The following is a 19,613-nucleotide window of genomic DNA, read 5'->3' on the forward strand; positions in this document are numbered from 1 at the left end:
AGCCGTGTGCGATGAAAGTCGCAAGCACGGTTCCGAATGGGAGGGAGAAGATGGTAACATCTTCTCTCGACCCTACCTACCAACTTACTCATAACCATTTTAGATTTTAGATTTTAAATTTTATATTTTAGATTGAAATGACTTGGTGGATATGGGTTTTAAGTTTTCCTATAGTTGCATTTATTTGTGAAACTGGTACAAATTCCTTGAGAAAAGCTGACAATTGACCGCTAGCTAGGCGGTAATACGGTAATCATGAAGAAGAAATTCGATCGCTCTTGTCCATTGTCCCGAACCTTGTCTCCCCAGCAAAAACGACTATGCCATCCCAAACTCTCAAATATGCTTATTTTCCCGGTTGCGTAGCCCAAGGGGCGGCCCGCGAACTTTATCTGTCTACAATGGCACTGACTCAAGCTTTGGGCATTGAACTGGTGGAACTCAAAAAAGCTTCCTGCTGCGGTTCTGGTACTTTTAAGGAAGATTCGCAGTTGCTCGAAGATACTGTCAATGCCCGGAATATTGCTTTAGCCGAGCAACTGAATCTGCCTTTACTCACCCATTGCAGCACTTGTCAAGGGGTAATCGGTCATGTGGACGATCGCCTCAAGCAATCTCAGAAGACCGATCAACCTTACCTCGAAAAAGTCAACGGTTTGCTGGAAAAACAAGGCTGTTCGCCCTACCAAGGCACTACCGAGGTAAAACATCTGCTGTGGGCGATCGTTGCAGATTACGGCCTGGAGGAAGTGCAGAAGCGAGTCACCCGCAAGCTTTCCGGTTTGAAGTGCGCCTCTTTTTACGGATGCTATCTGCTGCGAGCTCAGGATAAGCTGCTTTACGATGACCCGCATCAACCGGAATCGATGGAAAATGTGTTTCGGGCGATCGGCGCAACTCCGGTTTACTATCGAGGGCGGACGCAGTGCTGCGGCTGGCCGCTGGCGAGTTATGCCACTAACCAATCTTTTCAGATGGCTGGAAAACACATTCAAGATGCTATTGACAATGGCGCTGATTGTATGGTAACTCCTTGTCCGCTTTGTCATTTAAATTTGGATTCGCGGCAGCCGGAGGTGGAAAAAGCGATCGATCGCAAATTGGGTTTGCCGGTGCTGCATCTCCCACAATTGGTGGCTTTGGCTTTGGGTGTGGAGCCCAAAAAACTAGGACTCGATCGGCATATTGTTTCCACTAAGCCGGTGTTAGAAAAATTAGGCTTTTAGTCGATCGATTTGCACCAGTTTGCAGCAATACTAATTATCAAAAATTGTGCAACAGTTGGTATAGGGGCTGGCTCACCCAAATCCTTGCTACAAGCCAGAATCTCAAATAACAAGTCCTTACAACTGTTGCACAAGTTTGGGAAATCAGCATAAATACTTGAGTTTTTACTCAAATCAAATCCGGTTAGATCGGAATTATACAGAGCCCGCGAGCCGAAAGCCCGATCGGGCTCATACATTTTTGAGTCAATACAAGATACAGACAAAAAAACAGTATACTATTATACAAAATAGTTTTAAGACTTCCTAACTTCCTAGTTAGAGACAAAGAAAAAACAATGAAACGAAACCCAATAAATCTCACACGTTCGGTATTAATATGGGCAATGCTAGGAATAATTTGTGGTTTATTTGCTGCAAGTTATTGGATATGTTTGTCTTACCTGATGCGGGGATTTGAAAATTTTAGTGGAGTTTCTCTACTAATCGTCATGCCCGTTGCTGGTTTGCTCATCGGTTTGATCATTCATTGGCTGGGAAATCCTGGAGAAATTGGGTTGATTATTGACAACATTCATCTCAAGGGTGGGCGATTACCAATGAATGAAAATCCTTCGATGATTCTGTCGTCGCTACTCAGTATTGCCAGTGGAGGCAGTGCTGGCCCAGAATCGCCAATGGTGCAAGTCACAGGTTCAATTGGTACCTGGTTAGCCGATCGCTTTAATTTAAGCGGAGAAGCACTACGAACTTTGAGTCTTGCTGGTATGGCATCTGGGTTTACAGTTTTGTTCGGTGCTCCTTTAGGCGGTACTTTTTTTGCTTTAGAAATCCTGCATCATCAGAATGTTGTAGAGTATTTTGAAGCAATATTGCCTGCGGTAGTGGCAAGTTGTGCAAGTTACACCATCTTTGTCGCAATTACTCAGCTTGGACTTGGGCCTACCTGGAATTTTCCTCAGTACAATGTGGACAGCCTTTATGACTTTGGCGCAGCGATTGCTTATGGAATCGTAGGGGCGATTATGGGGTGGTTTTTTATCGCTGTATTTCGCAGTGTTGGTCGCTTGTTTGATTCGATACGCAGTCCCATTTATGTGCGAACTACTTTAGCCGGACTAGCACTTGGTGGTTTCTCAGCTTACTTTCCGCTCACTCGTTTCTTTGGCGAACATCAAATTGAAAAAATTGTTGAGGGAAACTTTTCTTTGACATTTCTCTTGACTTTAGTTGTTGTTAAAGTATTGGCCATTAGTGTGACCATCAATGGGGGCTGGCGAGGAGGAATAATTATTCCGCTATTTTTTATAGGAGCCTGTTTGGGAAAGGCAATCACCATCATGAATCCCATCGGATCGAATGAGACTTTGGCAATGATTTGTGTAATGGCTGCTCTGAATTCAACGGTTACTCGCACTCCAATTAGTACAACTCTGCTCCTCGCGAAGTTGACAGGGTTAAGCACTTTTACACCGATTTTATTTGCTAGTCTCGTGGGTTTCTTCTTGGCTCCACGAGTTCCCTTCATTACCTCACAGCATAAAGTGGATTAACCAAAGGCTAGAAAGATTTTAGGTAGTTGCTCAAGCTTCCAGATTTATCGGTGGAGCAAATCTAAAATCTAAAATCGACTGACTGTGGCTTGATGGAAATCTTGAATGAAGAGCGGTTGCAGGGAAAGGGGAGCCCCATAATGAAAATCAGGGGTTTCAAGTAAGGAATCGCTCAATCCTGGGCACTACCTGCATAAAAACACAGTGGGGTGTGGGAACATAACATCTTCCCCTTTTTCTGCAACCCTACCCCCCGCACACCCCATTCTCGATCGTCCCAACCTCAATGACTTTCCTGCAGTCGGACTCGTCAATATTCCGAAGATTATAAGACTGACCCATTGACAAAAAACGTTATCTATGTATTCTAGATCGTACCATCACTGAATCGGTTTGCCAAAATATGCTCGCGGACAACTAAAGTGAACAGATTCCTCCCGTATATTGCAAGGATTTTTTGTGAGTGAAGTCAATGATTGCTGCATTCCCGGAAACGGCTCACCGGAGGCAGTTAATCGTGAAGTTCGCCAACAGTATCGATTGCTACTCAAACCCCGATTTCAAGATTTGAGCGATCGCATCCTTAGTCCCGATCGGGTTGAGTGCAGCGCTGTTGATAAAATTGAGCCACTTTATCTGTAGGATTGCGGCGCAGGCACTCAGCAAACAATCGTTCAGCATCTCTAAGATTTTGCCAATGGTAGAGTATCAAAGCTTCTTCAAATAACGTTCTTGTGGCTAACTTGCCCTCATAAGTCTCAGGCGGATCGGCATCGAAAACTTCAAACATCGATACTGCTTTTGATTTTCCCTTAACTTTTACGCGATCGATAAGACGGATAGCATACTGGTTAGAATCTGGCAAAGACTGAAAAGTTAGGTGACTAATTAACAGCGAAATCCCATATTGTTTGGTCAAGCTTTCTATCCGTGAGGCTAAATTCACTGCATCGCTAATCACCGTGCTATCCATCCGGTTTTTTCCCCCAACCATACCGAGTATTAAAGAACCTGTATTGATGCCAATGCCAATCTTAATCGGCACGTATCCAGAAGCGGTGCGATGTTGATTATATTCGCTAAGACGATGCAGCATATCAATTCCTGCTTTCACTGCATTATCTGCCTCACCACTAAATAGAGCCATAATTGCATCGCCAATATATTTATCAATAAACCCTTGGTTTTCAGTAATAGCTGGCTCCATGTGAGACAAATAGGAATTAATAAATGTGAAATTGTCTTGAGGGGTCATACTTTCCGATAAAGTTGTGAAGTCACGAATATCGGAAAAGAGTACCGACATCTCCTGTTGAACTTGGTCGCCTACTTTAACATCAATAATGCTCTTTTTATCCAAAATTTGGAGGAATTGACGAGGGACAAAACGCTCAAAAGCTTGGTTGAGTTCGGTGAGATTATTGTAGAGGCGGGCATTCTCAATGGAAATTGCTGCCTGAGAGGAAAGCAGATTTAAGAGTTCTATGCGATCAGAAGTAAAAGCCTCTGTGGTTAGATTATTTTCTAAATAGATAATTCCTGCTAGTTTACCTTGATGTTGGAGAGGAAAGCACAAAATTGATTTAGGCTGATGCTCTTTGATGTAGGGTTCGTTAGTAAAGTTGCCCTCATGAGTGGCATCATTCAAAACTACACTTTTACAAGTGCGAGCGACATAGTTGATGATGGACACGGGTAGGGGTGCGACGCCTTGTCCCCCTACAGATTCAATGGGAGTTGATTGCAACACTGTAATGGTATCAGAATTTACGGAACCTGACGCTTTAATCCGCAGTTTCCCCTCAGTTTCTAAAATCAAATAGCCACATTGCGCTCCGGCATTTTCAATGAGAATTCTCATCAAGGAGGTGAGTAATTTATCCAGTACAATTTCGCCGGAAATTGCTTGAGAGGCTTTCATCACGGTGGCTAGATCCAAAGCTTCCCCTGACTGAGTGCTAGTTGAGGTACTGCTTGGTACCGTGCGCGTGGAAGTAATGCCCTTTCCAGCAGATGATTTTGGCAGTAACTGCGGGTATTTTTCCTCCAAATCTTCCACCTTGCGTTTAGCGCCCCAAAGCTGGTAGCCATAGTGAGCTTTTTTCATGTAGAGTTGAGCGATTTCCTCTTTGCCCTTACCTAACCAGAACTTGGCTGCTAGTTCATTGCCCAAAGCTTCATTCTGGATATAGCCATTCTCACGGGCTGAAGCGATCGCGCGATCGTACAACTCCCATGTCGCTTCTATTTCTTTACCAGAGATGCGAGCTATTTCTGCTTCCACCAACAGATATTTGTGAAGGAAGTTCTCTGGACAGTTATCTGCCCAGATTTTCATCTTTTGTTGATTTGTTTTGAAAATTTCCCCATAGTCCTTCTGCTGGGAGCTGCTGGCGATGGGATAAAGAGCGCCTAAAATTAAAGAATAGGAAAGGTAATGTTCGGCTTGAAGGGGCATACCTGAAATGAAGACTAAAATTTTATCACTTTTTTTTATCTCTTTTAGAGCATTTTTATAATCTTCATAGAGGAATAAAGTTTGGGCTTTAAAGATGTTGTACGGTGCTATTCCAGTCATGAAATCGGTTTTCTGCCACATTTGAAGGCACTGAAATTCATCAAACTCCTCATCATTCAAAGAAAATTTGTCCTGAGTTAATCCCTGTAAATTTAAGATGAAATGCTGATACAATTGCTGAACTCCCAACCACTCCTGATTTTTGCTTTGCTTAAGAAACTCAATAAGCTTGGAGGATTCTTCAAGAATGCTACTGAAATCATCGCCAATTAGAATTCTGTGGAGAGTTATATTGTAAGCATTATAAGCGCCATAAGCATCTCCAGTTTCCACTCCGGCTAGGTAGCCATTTCTGAGAATCGGCAAACCTTTTTTAACATGGCGACGCCAAGGACTAATAAGACCACCGAACACATTGCAAACTTTGCTAACTAAATTAGCGTTATTTAATTGCTCATTAAGCTGAATAGCCAATTGACCAAATTCATAACCTGTCTTATAGTCACTTAATCTCGCGCCTGCTATAAATCCCCAGAAAACATATCCATGAGCTGAGACTTCTGATTTGCCATAGTAAAGAGAAAGATTGACCATTTTTAGGCAGATTAAAGCCATCAAATCTTGGTTTGTGAAATAAGCAGACGCAGTAATATTCATTAAGAGTTTCATACTGAGTATGATTTCGGGATTAATCATCTCCGGTGCGTCAATTAGCTCAGCTATTTTAATTTTTTCCAACGTGGCTCTATACACCCCTAACTCTAGTTCAAGTTCCGCCAGAATTTCTGAATTGGTCGTTGGTAAATTTACTCCCAAAGTATTTAAAAGTTCTGAAGCGGTATTAATGACATCTAAATATTTGATACTTCGCTCGTATGAAGTTATACGAATGTTTTGAATTTCCGCTCGCTCCAAATTAGATTTGGCTCGACTTAATACGAGATCAACCAATTCTTCTGCCTTTTCAAAATGACCGCAGAGATACTCACACTCAGATCGTTCTCGATATAAATTAAAAGTTAAATCATAATGCTCCTGCCAAATATCTCCAGGTAAAATCTCTATTCCCGGAGTAAAGTATTGAGCTAAAGCAGCAGCGTAAGCCGTTGAAGCTTTGGCTCTTCTCCCTGCCTCAAGGTTCAACCGCGCTAATTCAACAAGTTGGGATTCATCAGTTATCAATTCCCAAGCTAAATTTAGATGATCGACTATCTCAAAGATTTTTTCCGCTAGCTCATCAGTAGATACATTCCTTAGTAACAACTGCCCAATCTGGAGATGCACCGCTTTTTTGCTGTCATCATCAATCAGAGCATAAGCGGCTTGTTGTACCCGGTCGTGCAAGAATTTATAATCTTGAATTAACAGTTCTGCATCTAACTCAGATTTGGGCAGGATTAACCCTGACTGCACTGCTGTTACCAAATCTCGGAAAACTTCTCTCGGTGATTTTTCACAAATGATGGCGAGAGTGTTTAAGTCGAAGAAAGCGCCTACACAAGATGCTAAACGCAAAACCTGTTGAGTCGATTCTGGCAGTTTCTTTAACTTACCAATCATCAACTCCACCACGTTGTCGGTGATGCCTTGTGCTTCTATGTTTGAAATATCCCACTGCCAGCCGTGACGTTCAAAATCAAACGTTATTAAGTTTTCGCTGTGTAAGGTTTTCAGGAACTGATTGACAAAGAACGGATTGCCTCCCGTTTTGGTCATTAGCAGGTTTGCTAAAGGTTGACTTTGGTTGGTATTGCTATGTAAGGTATCGGCAATTAGTTGGTTAATATGTTCGAGTGCTAAAAGGGCTAAGGTAATAGAATTGACAGTTGCTCCCTGATTACGCAATCCATCCAGCATCATCATTAAGGGGTGCGCTGAGCTGACTTCATTGTCCCGATACGCCCCCATCAGAAACAGATATTGCATAGAAGCATCTGTCATCATCAGTTCTATTAACTTAAGGGTGGCGGAGTCCGCCCACTGCAAGTCATCCAGAAAGATAACCAACGGATGCTCTTTGACGCACAAGGCCCGAATGAACTTGCTGAAGACAAGATTAAAGCGGTTCTGCGACTCGGTTGGCCCTAACTCTGACACAGGGGGCTGCTTGCCCACAATCAGCTCCACTTCCGGTATCACGTCTATAATTACTTGACCGCTAGTACCAAATGCGCGTCGCAGTTTGTCTCGCCATTGCTCCAATTGTGCTTCGCTCTCGGTTAACAGTTGCCGCACCAATCCTTGAAAGGCACTAGCGATCGCGCTGTAGGGCACGCTGCGCTGAAATTGGTCGAATTTGCCCTCTGTAAAGTAGCCCCGTAGTCGGGTATTCGGTTTATGAATCTCGGCTACCAGCGATGACTTACCAATACCGGAATAGCCCGCCACCAACATCATTTCGATTTTGGATTGGGGATTGTCTGCTACTCTCTCAAATGCTGCAAGTAAAGTTTCAACTTCAGCCTCACGTCCATAGAGTTTTTGGGGAATTTGAAACTTGTCAGAAATATCTGACGAGGCGAGGGGAAAGTCTGATATATTTCCACTTTTCTGTAGTTGGTAAAGACATTCTTCTAAATCGGCTTTGAGTCCCCAGGCACTTTGATATCGTTCCTCTGCCATTTTCGCCATCAGCTTCATGACGATATCCGAAACGGCTTTAGGACAAGGTTCTCCCCCTCTGCTTCTCTCCCCCTCTCCTCCTCCTAAAAGATGAGGGGGTATTGGCTGTTTGGCTATATGACAATGCACCAGTTCCAACGCATCGGTACTTTCAAAAGGTAACTGTCCCGTAAGTAGCTCGTAGAAGGTAACGCCAAGAGAGTAAAAGTCAGTGCGGTAATCTAAAGAACGATTCATTCGTCCCGTTTGCTCCGGTGAAATATAGGCTAAAGTGCCTTCTAAAACATTGGGATTTTTCAGCGTAGGATTTTCGCGGGTTAATTGAGTGGAGATACCAAAGTCAATGATTTTGGTAATTCTTGTTTCTGGGTTAAAGACGATGTTGGCAGGATTAATATCTTTGTGGATGACATTGGCAGCATGAATAGTACCTAAAATTTCAGCCGTTCTGATAGCGATGTTTAGAAATTCTGGTAGGGGTGCAATGCCATGCGTTTCTACAGGGTCATTCATCAATTGTTTTAAGGATGATGCGCCAAAATCTTCTAAGATAATAACCAAAGTTCTTTGATACGGTTCTAAGGCATAAGGTTTAACAACACCATCTATGTCCAGATTGCGGGTGATTTCATATTCCTGCTTATATCGGGTTAGCTCAGAGGGCGTGGGATAGTCTTGTTTCAGAACTTTGAGAATTACTGCTTTGTGATCTTGTTCTCGAATCCCTCGATAGACAAGTGTATTGGCACTTTCGTAGTAAATTTGGGCTAAAACTTGAATTCCAGGGAGTTTAATCATGTTTGGCTCTCGATTTTTGGCAGTTATGAACCTTACGGGCGATGGTCAACGACTGCTGATGGTACTCAATCGCCAAGGCCGAGTTGCCCAGGGAAGCGTAAACATTTCGCAGATTACCCAATGCTGACCCCTCACCTTAGCGAGCTTTAATTTATAGGTAGAAAATAAACGTTTGTTGACAAGACTCAAGGCTTCTTGAAATTGACTTGTCTGACCCCACTGAATTCGTCGCTCCAACAACTTAGCATCGCAGCCAACAGGCTAGTGTTTTTTCTAATATTCCTGGGTCTACCGTACTTACTGTGCTAATTTGTTACAAAAATGCGCTTGCAACCCTTGTTTGGTCAGGCTTGTTGGTAATTGCAAACGTCAAAAACAGATTTTTTTATAGCCAGTTCAGGTATCATCGGCTTTCTGACTACTTAGACTAATATTTTGGCACACTAATTTGTACGGAAGACCCAGGAATCTGTTCACTTTAGTTGTCCGCGAGCATATTTTGGCGAACCGATTCAGTGATGGCACGATCGAGAATACATAGATAATGTTTTTTGTCAATGCGTAAGTCCTAGATTACCATTCTGCAAAGGCAAGCGGTATTACCCGGATCGGCTCATCGCACAGAAAGTAAAAACTTTATCCCCAGATTATGACCCAGATCCGGTTTAAAGTGGCACGGAAACTAACGAAAGCCGAAAAAGTGGCACTAGATGGGAAAACTGGATTTGTCGTGGTGGCAACTCGCGTTAATCGCGATTAAACGGTCAAACCCTTGGATGTAACGCTGTAAGAGTTTGGTCAAGAACTTTGAGCAGACTCTCATCAATGCTAATGCCAAACTCAATTTGTATTTAATCGGGCTGATGCTCAAACGGTTGGCGAATGAATACATCCCAAATGGGTTCTATAAGACTCCCAGCGTGAATAACTGTGAAGTTTTGTCGCTTTTTGGCGAAGTGCTTCCAGCCACTGCGGTAGACTAGCCTTTAATTCTCTGTGCAGGTTATAGCGGTGGCATCAAGCCGTCAAATCTTTTAACTCACAGAATCAGCAAATTTTTAGTGACTCGTTGGGAGCCTTTATTCAATGTCTCATTCAGTCAAAATTTACGATACCTGCATCGGCTGCACTCAGTGCGTCCGCGCTTGTCCGACTGACGTTTTGGAGATGGTGCCCTGGGATGGCTGCAAAGCAGCTCAGATTGCCTCCTCTCCCCGCACAGAAGACTGTGTAGGTTGCAAACGTTGCGAAACAGCTTGCCCTACCGATTTTCTGAGCATCCGGGTCTACCTGGGAGCAGAAACTACTCGCAGTATGGGTCTAGCCTACTAAATATCGATCGAATTGTCGATCGAATTACGGGCACAAAAGAGGGGGCGATTAAATTGCCCCCCCTTTTTTTGTCGCGGAATCTGCATTCTGGGGCCGGAAGAAGGTAAAAATGATAAAACTTGAGTTTTATTACGATCGCTAAGCAGGAGCAGTACCTTAAATGTGCGGAATCGTTGGCTATATCGGCACGCAAGCAGCAAGCGAGATTTTGCTAGCAGGATTGGAGAAACTAGAATACCGGGGCTACGATTCAGCGGGCCTCGCTACCATCTCGGAAGGAGAAATTACCTGCATCCGAGCCAAGGGCAAATTGCACAACCTCCGGGAAAAGCTAGCAGAGATAGACTCTCTGGCTCCCATTGGCATCGGACACACCCGCTGGGCAACTCACGGCAAGCCTGAAGAATATAACGCTCACCCTCACCTAGATAATAGCGGGCGAATTGCGGTAGTTCAAAATGGAATTGTCGAAAATTATCGCGAGTTGCGGGAAGAATTGAAAGCAAAGGGACATAAATTTGTCTCGGATACCGATACAGAAGTTATTCCTCATTTAATAGCTGAATTTTTGAAAGAAGCAAGAAGGGAGAAGGAAGAAGCAAAAGATAAAAAAACAGAAAAAATTGCTGATTTATCGTTTTTGGAAACTGTTTTAAATGCGGTAAATAAATTAGAAGGAGCTTTTGCGATCGCCGTTATATGTGCAGATTTTCCAGAGGAAATAATTGTCGCCAGACAGCAAGCTCCTTTGGTGATTGGGTTTGGTGCAGGCGAATTTTTCTGCGCTTCCGACACGCCAGCCTTAGTATCTCACACCCGCACTGTTTTGTCCTTGGAAAATGGCGAATTGGCAAGACTAACTTCGATGGGAGTGGAAGTTTACAGCTTTGCAGGGGAAAGGCTGAAAAAAAGCCCGCGCATCCTTGGTTGGAGTCCGGTTTTAGTCGAAAAACAAGGCTTCAAACACTTCATGCACAAGGAGATTTACGAACAGCCAGCGGTAGTCCGAGCTTGTTTAGAGGCTTATTTAGACAGCGATTGGCAGCCGGGAAATCCGCGCTCTCCCATCAATCTCAACTTGCCCAAGGAACTTTGCGCCGATGTCGAACAAATTTCAATTCTCGCCTGCGGAACGAGCTGGCACGCATCGCTAATTGGCAAATATTTGTTGGAACAATTAGCTAATATTCCCACTGCGGTGCAGTACGCTTCTGAGTACCGCTACGCGCCCGCACCGCTGACAGCAAATACTTTAACTATTGGGGTAACTCAGTCGGGAGAAACGGCGGACACGCTGGCTGCTTTGGGGATGGAACAGCAGCGCCGCGCTGGTTTTACCGATAAGTTTCGGGCGAGAATGTTAGGCATTACTAACAGGACTGAAAGTTCGATCGCCCACATGATGCCGCACGTCCTCAACACCCACGCCGGTATAGAAATCGGCGTTGCGGCCACTAAAACTTTTGTCACTCAGTTGATGGCATTCTATTTCTTAGCTTTGGATTTGGCGCACCAGCGGCAAACAATCAGCACCGAGAGATTGGCAGAAATTATTTCGGGTTTGCGCCAGTTGCCAGCCGAAATTGAGAAGTTTTTGGAGATTCAGGAACAGTATGTCGAGGAATTGTCCCACCAGTTTACAGAAACCCAAGATTTTATCTTTTTGGGGCGGGGAATTAACTTTCCGATTGCTTTGGAAGGGGCGCTGAAACTGAAGGAAATTAGCTACATTCACGCCGAAGGATATCCGGCGGGTGAGATGAAACACGGCCCGATCGCCCTTTTGGATGCGAAAGTGCCTGTAGTGGCGATCGCCATGCCCGGTAGCGTCTACGAAAAGGTGCTTTCCAACGCTCAGGAAGCGAAGGCGCGTGACGCCCGTTTAATTGGCGTTACGCCGAAGCAAGGTATGGCGGAGGCCGATATTTTTGACCACATTTTGCCCGTGCCTTTGGTGGATGAATTGTTGTCGCCGATTGTGACAGTGATTCCGCTGCAATTGTTGGCCTATCACATTGCAGCCCGTCGGGGTTTGGATGTGGATCAGCCGCGCAATTTGGCGAAGTCGGTGACGGTAGAATAAGGGAAGTTCGGCAACGGATTCTGTAACGGATGTAACGGATGTCAGTCCAATGAAAGTCGGAAGAAGGAAGAATTATGGCTTTTTCCTTTTTCCTCCTATTCCCAAGGCCAAATGCCCAAGGCCCGATGCCCTATTCCCAATGCCCTATTCCCGATGCCCGATGCCCAATTCCCGATGCCCCATTCCCGATGCCGTCTTTGCAAACACCGCAAATTGCGGCTAACAGCAACCAGCTTATCGTATTGACTCGGAAATCAAACACCGTCACGTCTACAGTGTTAAAAAGCGTACAGGCGACGAAGGCTAATAAATAACTGAAAAAAATTAGGCGATCGGTTACTCTTACATCTTGACAAACTACCTGATTTGTGCTAATAAATATTGATTTTTGATTGACAACTAAAGCATTTTCCGCTTTTTCCAGTGCTGCTATTTGCTCCTGTTTAATATCCGCAGAAAAAAGCGGCCAATTCGCCAGCAGCAAAACACCCCTAGCCAAAACCAAACCAACTAAACCAAACAAAAAAAGCGTTGCGGGTATTCCCGTTTCCGCAGTCAACATCAGTATCAAACTGTGAGGATGACCAAGCCATTCTTGCATTTGAGCTTGATAGAGAGGCGTAAAATTTCGCAATCCCCAACCAGTCCAAGGACGCTGCTGAGTCATTGACCAAGCAAATTCCCACTGAGTAGTTCTCAAAGTAGCAGTCGGCCGATTTGGGAACATCTCGTCGGTGAGTCTAGCCCAAAAGAAAGCCGGGACAATTATTCGCAAATACTGCCGTAAAGGTTGGGGACCTAAAGCCGACAAAAAAACTGTGCTAGCCACACTAAAAACCGCAGCTAATAATTTTTTATAACCCGCATAAAATGCAAAAGCCAAAACTGCCAAAACTGCCAGTCCCCAAGCATTGCGAGAATTAGTAAAAATCAAAGCAACAGCATTTCCGATCACTGCAAAACTTAAAAATAGGAATCGGTAATTGGAAATTGGGAATTGGGAATTGGGAATTGGTAAGTTGTGACGACTGACAACTGCCAACTGACAACTGCCAACTGACAACTGACAACTGACTTCTTCCATCCACAGTCCCATTGCTAAAATAAAAGCAATTGTCAGATAGCAAGCTAAAATATTAGCGTACATAAATACAGAAGCCATACGGCCGGGGGGATTGCCTTGGGGTTCGAGTACCCAGCCAAAAATAGGCTGCAATTGATCGATGCCACTCCAACCTAAAAATTGCTGTCCCAGACCTAAAATTATCACGGGAATTGAACTAATTACGATCGCCCAAGACAATTGTCGCAACTGAGCCGGAGTTTGAATTAAACTACTGAAAGCCGCAAACAATATAAAGAACGGCAAAAAATTGCACAAGCCTAAAACAGCCTCAATACGGTTGTTGGCCAAAATCGCCGTGATGACTAGCAGCGCGCTTAGAATTGCGAATCCTCGATTCAGCGGGCTACGGCTAATTTGCCGGAACTTTTGCCTGCAAGTGCCGGCCAATCCCAGGAATATTCCTAAAGCTCCCAAAATTGGAATTAAGGGAAAAATCATCATCCCGATTTGAGCGAAATTCCAAGGAATTTCCAGGCGGGTATCGGGATGTTGTTGCAGACGAGACTTGAGATTTTTGGCTGTCTGTTGAGTAGCTAGTCTCAACCAATTTCTGATATTCACCCACACTCCAATTCTTCAATCTAAAATCCAAAATCGTTATGCTAGTTCCCAAACGCATTCCGATCGCGTTAATCGAATTTGAGCTAAGGCAAAAATGGTCGGAATAATGCGGCCGTAGTTCGTGGAAATCGATCGCCAACCCAAATCCGCTACAAACCAAGTCCACATCACCGGGCCAAGCAACGAAAACACGCTCCGCGTCGCACCGTAACGAGCAGCACTCACGGCCATACCGCGCCGCGCCGTCTGAATTGCGACATAACTTTGAAACTGGGTTGCTGCGGTTGCAGTCCCTGTAATCACTGCTTGTTTAGCCATTTGATAGGTGGCAAAGTGCAGGGCAAATTGATGGGCTATCAATTTCAGCAACATGGGTTTTAAGATGGAACTAACGGCTAAAGCGCTGCCACCTTTGAAGAGCAAACCCAGCGGGTCTTTTTCCGCAGAAATTGGCAAGGGTTCAGAGAGTTTAGAATCAACAATTGCTCGCTGTACGCGCACTGTCAGCGCTTGCTGTTCATCTGCCGGCAAACGCTTCCACGCGCGGCCCATTAAGTGCAGAAATACTTCGGCTTCTAAGTCGGTGGTAGACAATTGTTTGGGATAAGGGATTTTGAGATAGCGACAAACTTGAATTAGTGCTTGTCTGTAAGTTACTTGTTCGGTTCGCCCTCTGAGTACCGTCAACCCGTCGGCTGCAAGGTAGCGAAACCGCTGTTCTACGGCGTCTAGCCATGCTTCGCGATCGCGACTTTGTACGTCTATCGGTGCGGGGGTTTGCACGTAATCTAAAGGGTTAAACTTGCGGCTAAACAACAGTTCGGTTAGTTGCTGCAATTCTTCTTCTGTTGTCAATTCTAGTGCTGCTCTGAGTTCGTCCAAGATTTTGCCCTCGCTAATGCTATTTTAGATTTTAGATTTTAGATTTTAGATTGTGCCCTAGTAACGATCGCGCGCCAGGAACTTGCCGAGCGCTACATTTTTTTAAACTAATCTTACCTGTCGATTCGTGCCAACCCCTATTCTACTACGTGGTGCAGGGCGATGGATGGAGCCGCGCTACGCTACGGCTGTGGGTTTTTATGCTCGTGGCGCAGAGCATCTTGGGCCCCGCAGCCTTTAAGCTGATTACTAAATCCAAAATACTGACACTTTAACTATGTTCGATGTTGTGGCGATCGGTGCGGGGATGGCGGGGCTGATTTGTGCTCGGCAGTTGCGCCTCGCTGGCTATTCTGTGGCGGTTGTTGAGAAATCTCGCGGCGCGGGGGGACGTGTTGCTACCCGCCGCGTACAGGGTACTAGGGCCGATCACGGGGCGCGGTATCTGGAACCGCAGGGGGATGCGGTGCAGGGGTTAATTGAGGCTTTGGTCGATCGACAGCTCATGAAACTCTGGACGGATAGTGTGGGAGAATTCCGACAAGGAGAAATATCTTTTATTCCTAATTCTTGTTATGTCGCGCCTGCTGGGATGAATGCTGTCGGTAAGTATATCGCAGAGGGTTTAGATATTTGGTACGGCCGCCGAGTCAAGGCGATTTCTCGTACCGACAATCAAATGTGGCGTCTTTCCCTGGAAGTTACCGACGACAATTTAGAGCTACCTCAAGAATTGTTTGCTAAGGCGGTGGTTGTGGCAATTCCTGCTCCTCAAGCTTTAATGTTTTTGGATTCGGAAATCGGTTTGTCGCCAGATTTTCTTGACAAATTGCGTTCTGTAGAGTATGACCCTTGCATTACAGTGATGGCTGGCTATTCTGCGGAACGGGAGTTAGATTTGAGCAATCTAAATCCGCAGTTGAAATCTGTTTCTTTTCCCGATGATTCTGATTTAGCTTGGATTGGCCTGGACAGCAGCAAGCGATTCGAGCCGCAGCAGCCTGTGTTTGTGGTTCACAGCACTGCTAATTTTGCCGATCGCTATTTAGAAGCTGCTGATTTGAATATTATCGGTCAAGAATTGCTCGATCGCGCTTCTGAACATTTAATGCCTTGGCTGAAGCAGCCTGAATGGTTGCAGGTTCACCGCTGGCGCTATGCTTTTTGTCGGAATCCTTTGCCTGTTTCTTGTTTGGCGGCTGCGGGGGATTTGCCGCTGGTTTGTGCGGGGGATTTGTGCGGGGATGGTCAAATTGAAGCTGCTTTGCGATCGGGTTTGGCGGCGGCTAATTGGGTGAATTCTCAGTTGCAGGATTTGCCGTTAGATTCAAACCTAAATTGTTCAGTTGACAGTTGACAGTTGACAGTTGATAGCGACCTCTACCTGGAAGGAAGAGGATTGGAGTAATGAATAGTCTGATTTTAATTTCTCCCTACAAGGGTTCCGGCTTTAAACCAATTCTTTCTGGTAATATGGCTACAATTAACGTATCGATTTTGCCGACTTCGCTATGATTGCCATCCCGTCTGGTTTTAGCCCCGAAGATTACCTTGCCCTCGAACGTGATAATACTGTCCGGCATGAATATCGGCGCGGTTTGGTGTACGCGATGGCGGGAGGTAGCGATGACTAAAGCCGTGTTTGTATTAATATTTTATAACTGCGATTAACCTTCACCAGCGCGATACAGTTATGAAAAATCCATCTAACGACTTACAAAAAAATGGAAAAATGGTGTAAAATCCCATTTTTCCAAATTTTTATTTTTGTGCTGTTTCCTGCTGTTTTGACTCTTGTTCTTGCATCTGCAATAACTCGGGAACTGTTACGAAAATGTACCCTTCCTTTCTGAATCGAGCAATAATATCAGGTAAAGCTTTTACAGTTCTCGCTCGATTGCCGCCGCCGTCGTGCATCAGCACAATGCCCCCGGATTTTGCCTGCCTCATCACGTTGTCCATCAAAGATTCCGTAAGAGTTCGCCAATCAAAAGAATCAGCAGACCACATCACAACTGCATAATTTTTCTTTTGAGCGTAAGCTGCCAATCCATTGTTTAAAATGCCTCCTGGCGGGCGAAAAATCGATGTTTGGATGCCAGTCAACTCCTCAATTAAGGATGAAGTGCGATCGATCTCGCGAGCAGCACCGTCTTCGTTATACTGAAGGTATTGGTGGCTCCAAGTGTGATTGCCGATCGCGTGACCGGCTGCTGCGACCTGTTTGCCAATTTCGGGATAAGTTTGCAGGTATCTTCCTACCCAGAAGAATGTAGCCTTAATATTATTTTCCTTGAGAATATCTAGGATTTGTGTAGTTGTTTTCGGCCAGGGGCCGTCGTCAAATGTCAGGGCGATCGCCTTGTGCTGGGAGTCTAGTTTCGCGTGACTAATGGTTGTACCTTGAAACTGATCCGGTAAGGCTGGTTGAAATCGGATTGCCTGCACTTGGGCTAGAGCATTTTGGGAAAATTCAACTCGACGGGCGATCGCCTCGGAGAACTGATTAATATTGGACATCGGCTGTTGTTCTGGCGACTGGGATACGGCCAAGACTTGCGCCTGAATCGGTTGCAATGGCTGATTTGCCCGCAAGTTAATCGGCCATGTCACACCCAGCAAAAAACTCCCTGTGGCGGCCATAAAAGCAACGATTAAAGTTTTTCGCCGCCTCCACAGCAGTTTCAATTTTGTCACGTCATTCTCTCCTTCACACCTTGTACAGTTAATTTGAGATTTTATGTTGATATCAAGTTAATCCACTTAAGAGGATAATCTTAAATTGGACTGCCCGTAAAAATGCTACTGGAAATAACCGATCGTGGGGAAGTCCGTCCGGATAAAAAAATTTAAGATTTGTGCGCCAGAAATGCCCTAACCCATGAAAACGCGGGATGGTTGAACTTTTTTCCCAGCCAGGGGGACGGCGCTCAAATCGGATTCATGGCACGATATTCTTAAGGACTCAGCCCGCATCGACCCGCGTCCCTACCTGACACTGCAAGATGTGAGTTTAACCTGAGATGTTGCACCATTGTCAATAAGCCTTTTATGAACAGGCAAGATGCCTGTTCCACAAAGAGTAGATTTTGTGGAACAGGCATCTTGCCTGTTCTTGAGAATGGTGCAAGTTGGTTTAACCGGATTTGATATGAGGGGCGATCGATGCCCGCCAGTCCTAAAATTAACTTTTAAGGCCGATTTTCTCCTTGTACAAGCCGACAATCCGATCGATAACTTCGGCAACAGTCAGATTGTCTGTTTGAATTTCCACAGCATCTGCCGCTTTGCGTAAAGGTGCAACCTCGCGGGTGCTGTCCTTTTCGTCTCGCAGGGCGATGTCTTGTTCCAATTGGGCCAAGCTAATATTAGCCCGATCGGTGTCTTTAAGTTCTAACAGCCGCCTGCGCGATCGCTCTTGTACCGAAGCCGTCAAAAAAATCTTTAGTTCCGCATCGGGAAACACGTTAGTGCCGATATCCCGGCCTTCTGCTATAATTCCGCCTTTTGTGCCGCAGCGTCGCTGTTCCTCCACCAGAAACTGCCGCACGGCGGGAATTGCCGCCATTTCCGAGACGCGGGATGTCACTTCCAAACTGCGAATTGCCTCGGTTACGTCTTCGCCGTTAATCTTCAACATCTTTGATGCGGGATCGAGGTTGTATTCCAAATAACTGGAACTGATTAATTCGGCGATCGCGCATTCGTCAGAAATCGGCGTGCCTGTTTTCAATGCCAGCCAAGTCAGCGCCCGATACATCGCGCCCGTATCCAGATAAAACAAGTTCAGAGCTGTTGCTGCAAGGCGAGTTACGGTAGATTTGCCAGCTCCCGCCGGGCCGTCGATCGCCACAATGGGCCGGCGGTTCCTGAGAATTATATTGTCAATCAAGCGAGTAGAGCCAACTCTGGCGGCCACGGCTAAAAGTCCTGCCGTTTCCACAACCTGCAAGGGCGTCAAAGTGTCGGGATCGACGAGTTCGGCGTATTCGAGCTTGACTGCGGGCTCTCCTGCGACTGCTGCGTGCACGGCAGCGAGTGCGGCTGCTGCGGTGCGGTCGCCTGAAGCAAACGTTTTCGAGGCTTGTTGCAGGGCGCGGTAGAGTACGGAGGCTTGCTGTTTTTGCTCTGCTGTTAAATACTGATTGCGAGAACTCATTGCCAGTCCTGACTCTTCGCGGGCGATCGGACAAGCGACAATCTCTACAGGCAAGTTAAAATCCAAGACCAGCTTCCGAATAATTGCTAGCTGCTGGGCGTCTTTTTGACCGAAATAAGCTTTTGTCGGCTGCACCAAACTCAAAAGTTTAGTAACAATTGCCGCGACGCCCTGAAAATGACCCGGCCTTGCCTTGCCGCACAAAACCGATGTCATCGCCGGTGGCGGCACTACTTGAGTTAAGGAGGAAAGGTGAATATCTATCTGTTTTTCGGCGGTTGGCTCTGTTTCTGTGCCGACTGCTTGATGGCCAAACATTTCGGTTGCTGAGGGAGCAAATATGGCATCAACGCCAGCTTGTTCGCACAACAGCCGGTCTTGCTCGAAATTCCGAGGATAATCTTGAAAATCTTCTGTCGGCCCAAATTGCAGCGGGTTGACAAAAATGGTGACCAGGGCGATCGCATTTTCTTGTCTTGCCCGCTGGATCAAGCTCAGATGCCCTGCGTGCAAAGCTCCCATCGTCGGCACCAAACCGACTGTCAAATGAGGTGCAGCAGACTTTTGTGAATTTAAGTAGCAGCGAAGTGCTGCAATGGTAGTAAACAGGCGCACCGGTAGAATCTCCTGAAGGCATTCGGCAGAATGCAGAATTTATTTGTCTGAATTTGTTCGATCGGACATTTTGCAGCGATGTTAGCAACAAACTCGCCCGCCCGCATCGGGACTCGACGAGTCCAAGATGTCAGTTTT

At 45.6% G+C, this 19,613-nt stretch carries 12 protein-coding genes; 7 read left to right on the forward strand and 5 right to left on the reverse strand.

Annotated elements, in window-relative coordinates; translation table 11 throughout:
* Nucleotides 1-320: 320 nt before the first annotated feature.
* Both QUA44_RS14510 and QUA44_RS14515 read left to right on the forward strand, forming a co-directional pair.
* Nucleotides 321-1,226, forward strand: a complete 906-nt coding sequence (locus tag QUA44_RS14510) for a CoB--CoM heterodisulfide reductase iron-sulfur subunit B family protein (protein WP_333252130.1) — start codon at nucleotides 321-323, stop codon at nucleotides 1,224-1,226.
* Nucleotides 1,227-1,564: 338 nt separating this feature from the next.
* Nucleotides 1,565-2,779: a chloride channel protein gene (locus tag QUA44_RS14515; protein WP_333252129.1), complete on the forward strand. Its 1,215-nt coding sequence runs from the start codon at nucleotides 1,565-1,567 to the stop codon at nucleotides 2,777-2,779.
* 583 nt (nucleotides 2,780-3,362) lie between these two features.
* Here QUA44_RS14515 and QUA44_RS14520 read toward each other — a convergent pair.
* The gene (locus QUA44_RS14520; protein ID WP_333252127.1) at nucleotides 3,363-8,717 is read right to left on the reverse strand and encodes an AAA family ATPase; all 5,355 of its coding nucleotides are present in this window, start codon (nucleotides 8,715-8,717) and stop codon (nucleotides 3,363-3,365) included.
* Nucleotides 8,718-9,511: 794 nt separating this feature from the next.
* Between QUA44_RS14520 and QUA44_RS14525 the strand changes: the two genes are divergently transcribed.
* From QUA44_RS14525 to glmS, 3 genes are all read left to right on the forward strand, one after another.
* Complete coding sequence (locus QUA44_RS14525) at nucleotides 9,512-9,700, forward strand: hypothetical protein (protein WP_333252126.1); 189 nt, start codon at nucleotides 9,512-9,514, stop codon at nucleotides 9,698-9,700.
* 103 nt (nucleotides 9,701-9,803) lie between these two features.
* Nucleotides 9,804-10,049 carry a photosystem I iron-sulfur center protein PsaC gene (gene psaC, locus QUA44_RS14530; protein ID WP_015175986.1) on the forward strand — a complete coding sequence of 82 codons (246 nt, stop codon included), beginning with the start codon at nucleotides 9,804-9,806 and terminating at the stop codon, nucleotides 10,047-10,049.
* Between the two features lie 160 nt (nucleotides 10,050-10,209).
* Nucleotides 10,210-12,132 carry a glutamine--fructose-6-phosphate transaminase (isomerizing) gene (gene glmS / locus QUA44_RS14535; RefSeq protein WP_333252125.1) on the forward strand — a complete coding sequence of 641 codons (1,923 nt, stop codon included), beginning with the start codon at nucleotides 10,210-10,212 and terminating at the stop codon, nucleotides 12,130-12,132.
* A gap of 130 nt (nucleotides 12,133-12,262) precedes the next feature.
* Here glmS and QUA44_RS14540 read toward each other — a convergent pair whose 3' ends face one another.
* Both QUA44_RS14540 and QUA44_RS14545 read right to left on the reverse strand, forming a co-directional pair.
* Nucleotides 12,263-13,819, reverse strand: a complete 1,557-nt coding sequence (locus QUA44_RS14540) for an O-antigen ligase family protein (protein ID WP_333252124.1) — start codon at nucleotides 13,817-13,819, stop codon at nucleotides 12,263-12,265.
* A 36-nt stretch (nucleotides 13,820-13,855) separates the two neighbouring features.
* Nucleotides 13,856-14,701 (reverse strand): YaaW family protein, encoded by an 846-nt coding sequence (locus QUA44_RS14545; protein ID WP_333252123.1) that lies wholly within the window; start codon nucleotides 14,699-14,701, stop codon nucleotides 13,856-13,858.
* A gap of 277 nt (nucleotides 14,702-14,978) precedes the next feature.
* Here QUA44_RS14545 and QUA44_RS14550 point away from each other — a divergent pair, with 277 nt between their 5' ends.
* Complete coding sequence (locus QUA44_RS14550) at nucleotides 14,979-16,058, forward strand: FAD-dependent oxidoreductase (RefSeq protein ID WP_333252122.1); 1,080 nt, start codon at nucleotides 14,979-14,981, stop codon at nucleotides 16,056-16,058.
* Nucleotides 16,059-16,212: 154 nt separating this feature from the next.
* Nucleotides 16,213-16,335, forward strand: a complete 123-nt coding sequence (locus QUA44_RS14555; protein WP_333252121.1) for a hypothetical protein — start codon at nucleotides 16,213-16,215, stop codon at nucleotides 16,333-16,335.
* Nucleotides 16,336-16,462: 127 nt separating this feature from the next.
* Here QUA44_RS14555 and QUA44_RS14560 read toward each other — a convergent pair whose 3' ends face one another.
* Both QUA44_RS14560 and QUA44_RS14565 read right to left on the reverse strand, forming a co-directional pair.
* Nucleotides 16,463-17,398, reverse strand: coding sequence for a polysaccharide deacetylase family protein (locus QUA44_RS14560; protein WP_333252120.1), 936 nt, complete (start codon nucleotides 17,396-17,398; stop codon nucleotides 16,463-16,465).
* Nucleotides 17,399-17,885: 487 nt separating this feature from the next.
* Entirely contained in the window at nucleotides 17,886-19,475 is a 1,590-nt protein-coding gene (locus QUA44_RS14565; RefSeq protein ID WP_333252119.1) for a bifunctional pantoate--beta-alanine ligase/(d)CMP kinase, read from the reverse strand.
* Nucleotides 19,476-19,613: the final 138 nt, after the last annotated feature.

Origin of the sequence: Microcoleus sp. N9_A2 (genome assembly GCF_036701775.1) — a bacterium.
Lineage (GTDB): Bacteria > Cyanobacteriota > Cyanobacteriia > Cyanobacteriales > Microcoleaceae > Microcoleus.

What these genes read in the sequence shown, in the direction of transcription:
- QUA44_RS14510 (WP_333252130.1), top strand. Translation starts at nt 321, where the DNA reads ATGCCATCCCAAACTCTCAAATATGCTTATTTTCCCGGTTGCGTAGCC.
- QUA44_RS14515 (WP_333252129.1), top strand. Translation starts at nt 1,565, where the DNA reads ATGAAACGAAACCCAATAAATCTCACACGTTCGGTATTAATATGGGCA.
- QUA44_RS14520 (WP_333252127.1), bottom strand. Translation starts at nt 8,717, where the DNA reads ATGATTAAACTCCCTGGAATTCAAGTTTTAGCCCAAATTTACTACGAA.
- psaC (WP_015175986.1), top strand. Translation starts at nt 9,804, where the DNA reads ATGTCTCATTCAGTCAAAATTTACGATACCTGCATCGGCTGCACTCAG.
- glmS (WP_333252125.1), top strand. Translation starts at nt 10,210, where the DNA reads ATGTGCGGAATCGTTGGCTATATCGGCACGCAAGCAGCAAGCGAGATT.
- QUA44_RS14550 (WP_333252122.1), top strand. Translation starts at nt 14,979, where the DNA reads ATGTTCGATGTTGTGGCGATCGGTGCGGGGATGGCGGGGCTGATTTGT.
- QUA44_RS14555 (WP_333252121.1), top strand. Translation starts at nt 16,213, where the DNA reads ATGATTGCCATCCCGTCTGGTTTTAGCCCCGAAGATTACCTTGCCCTC.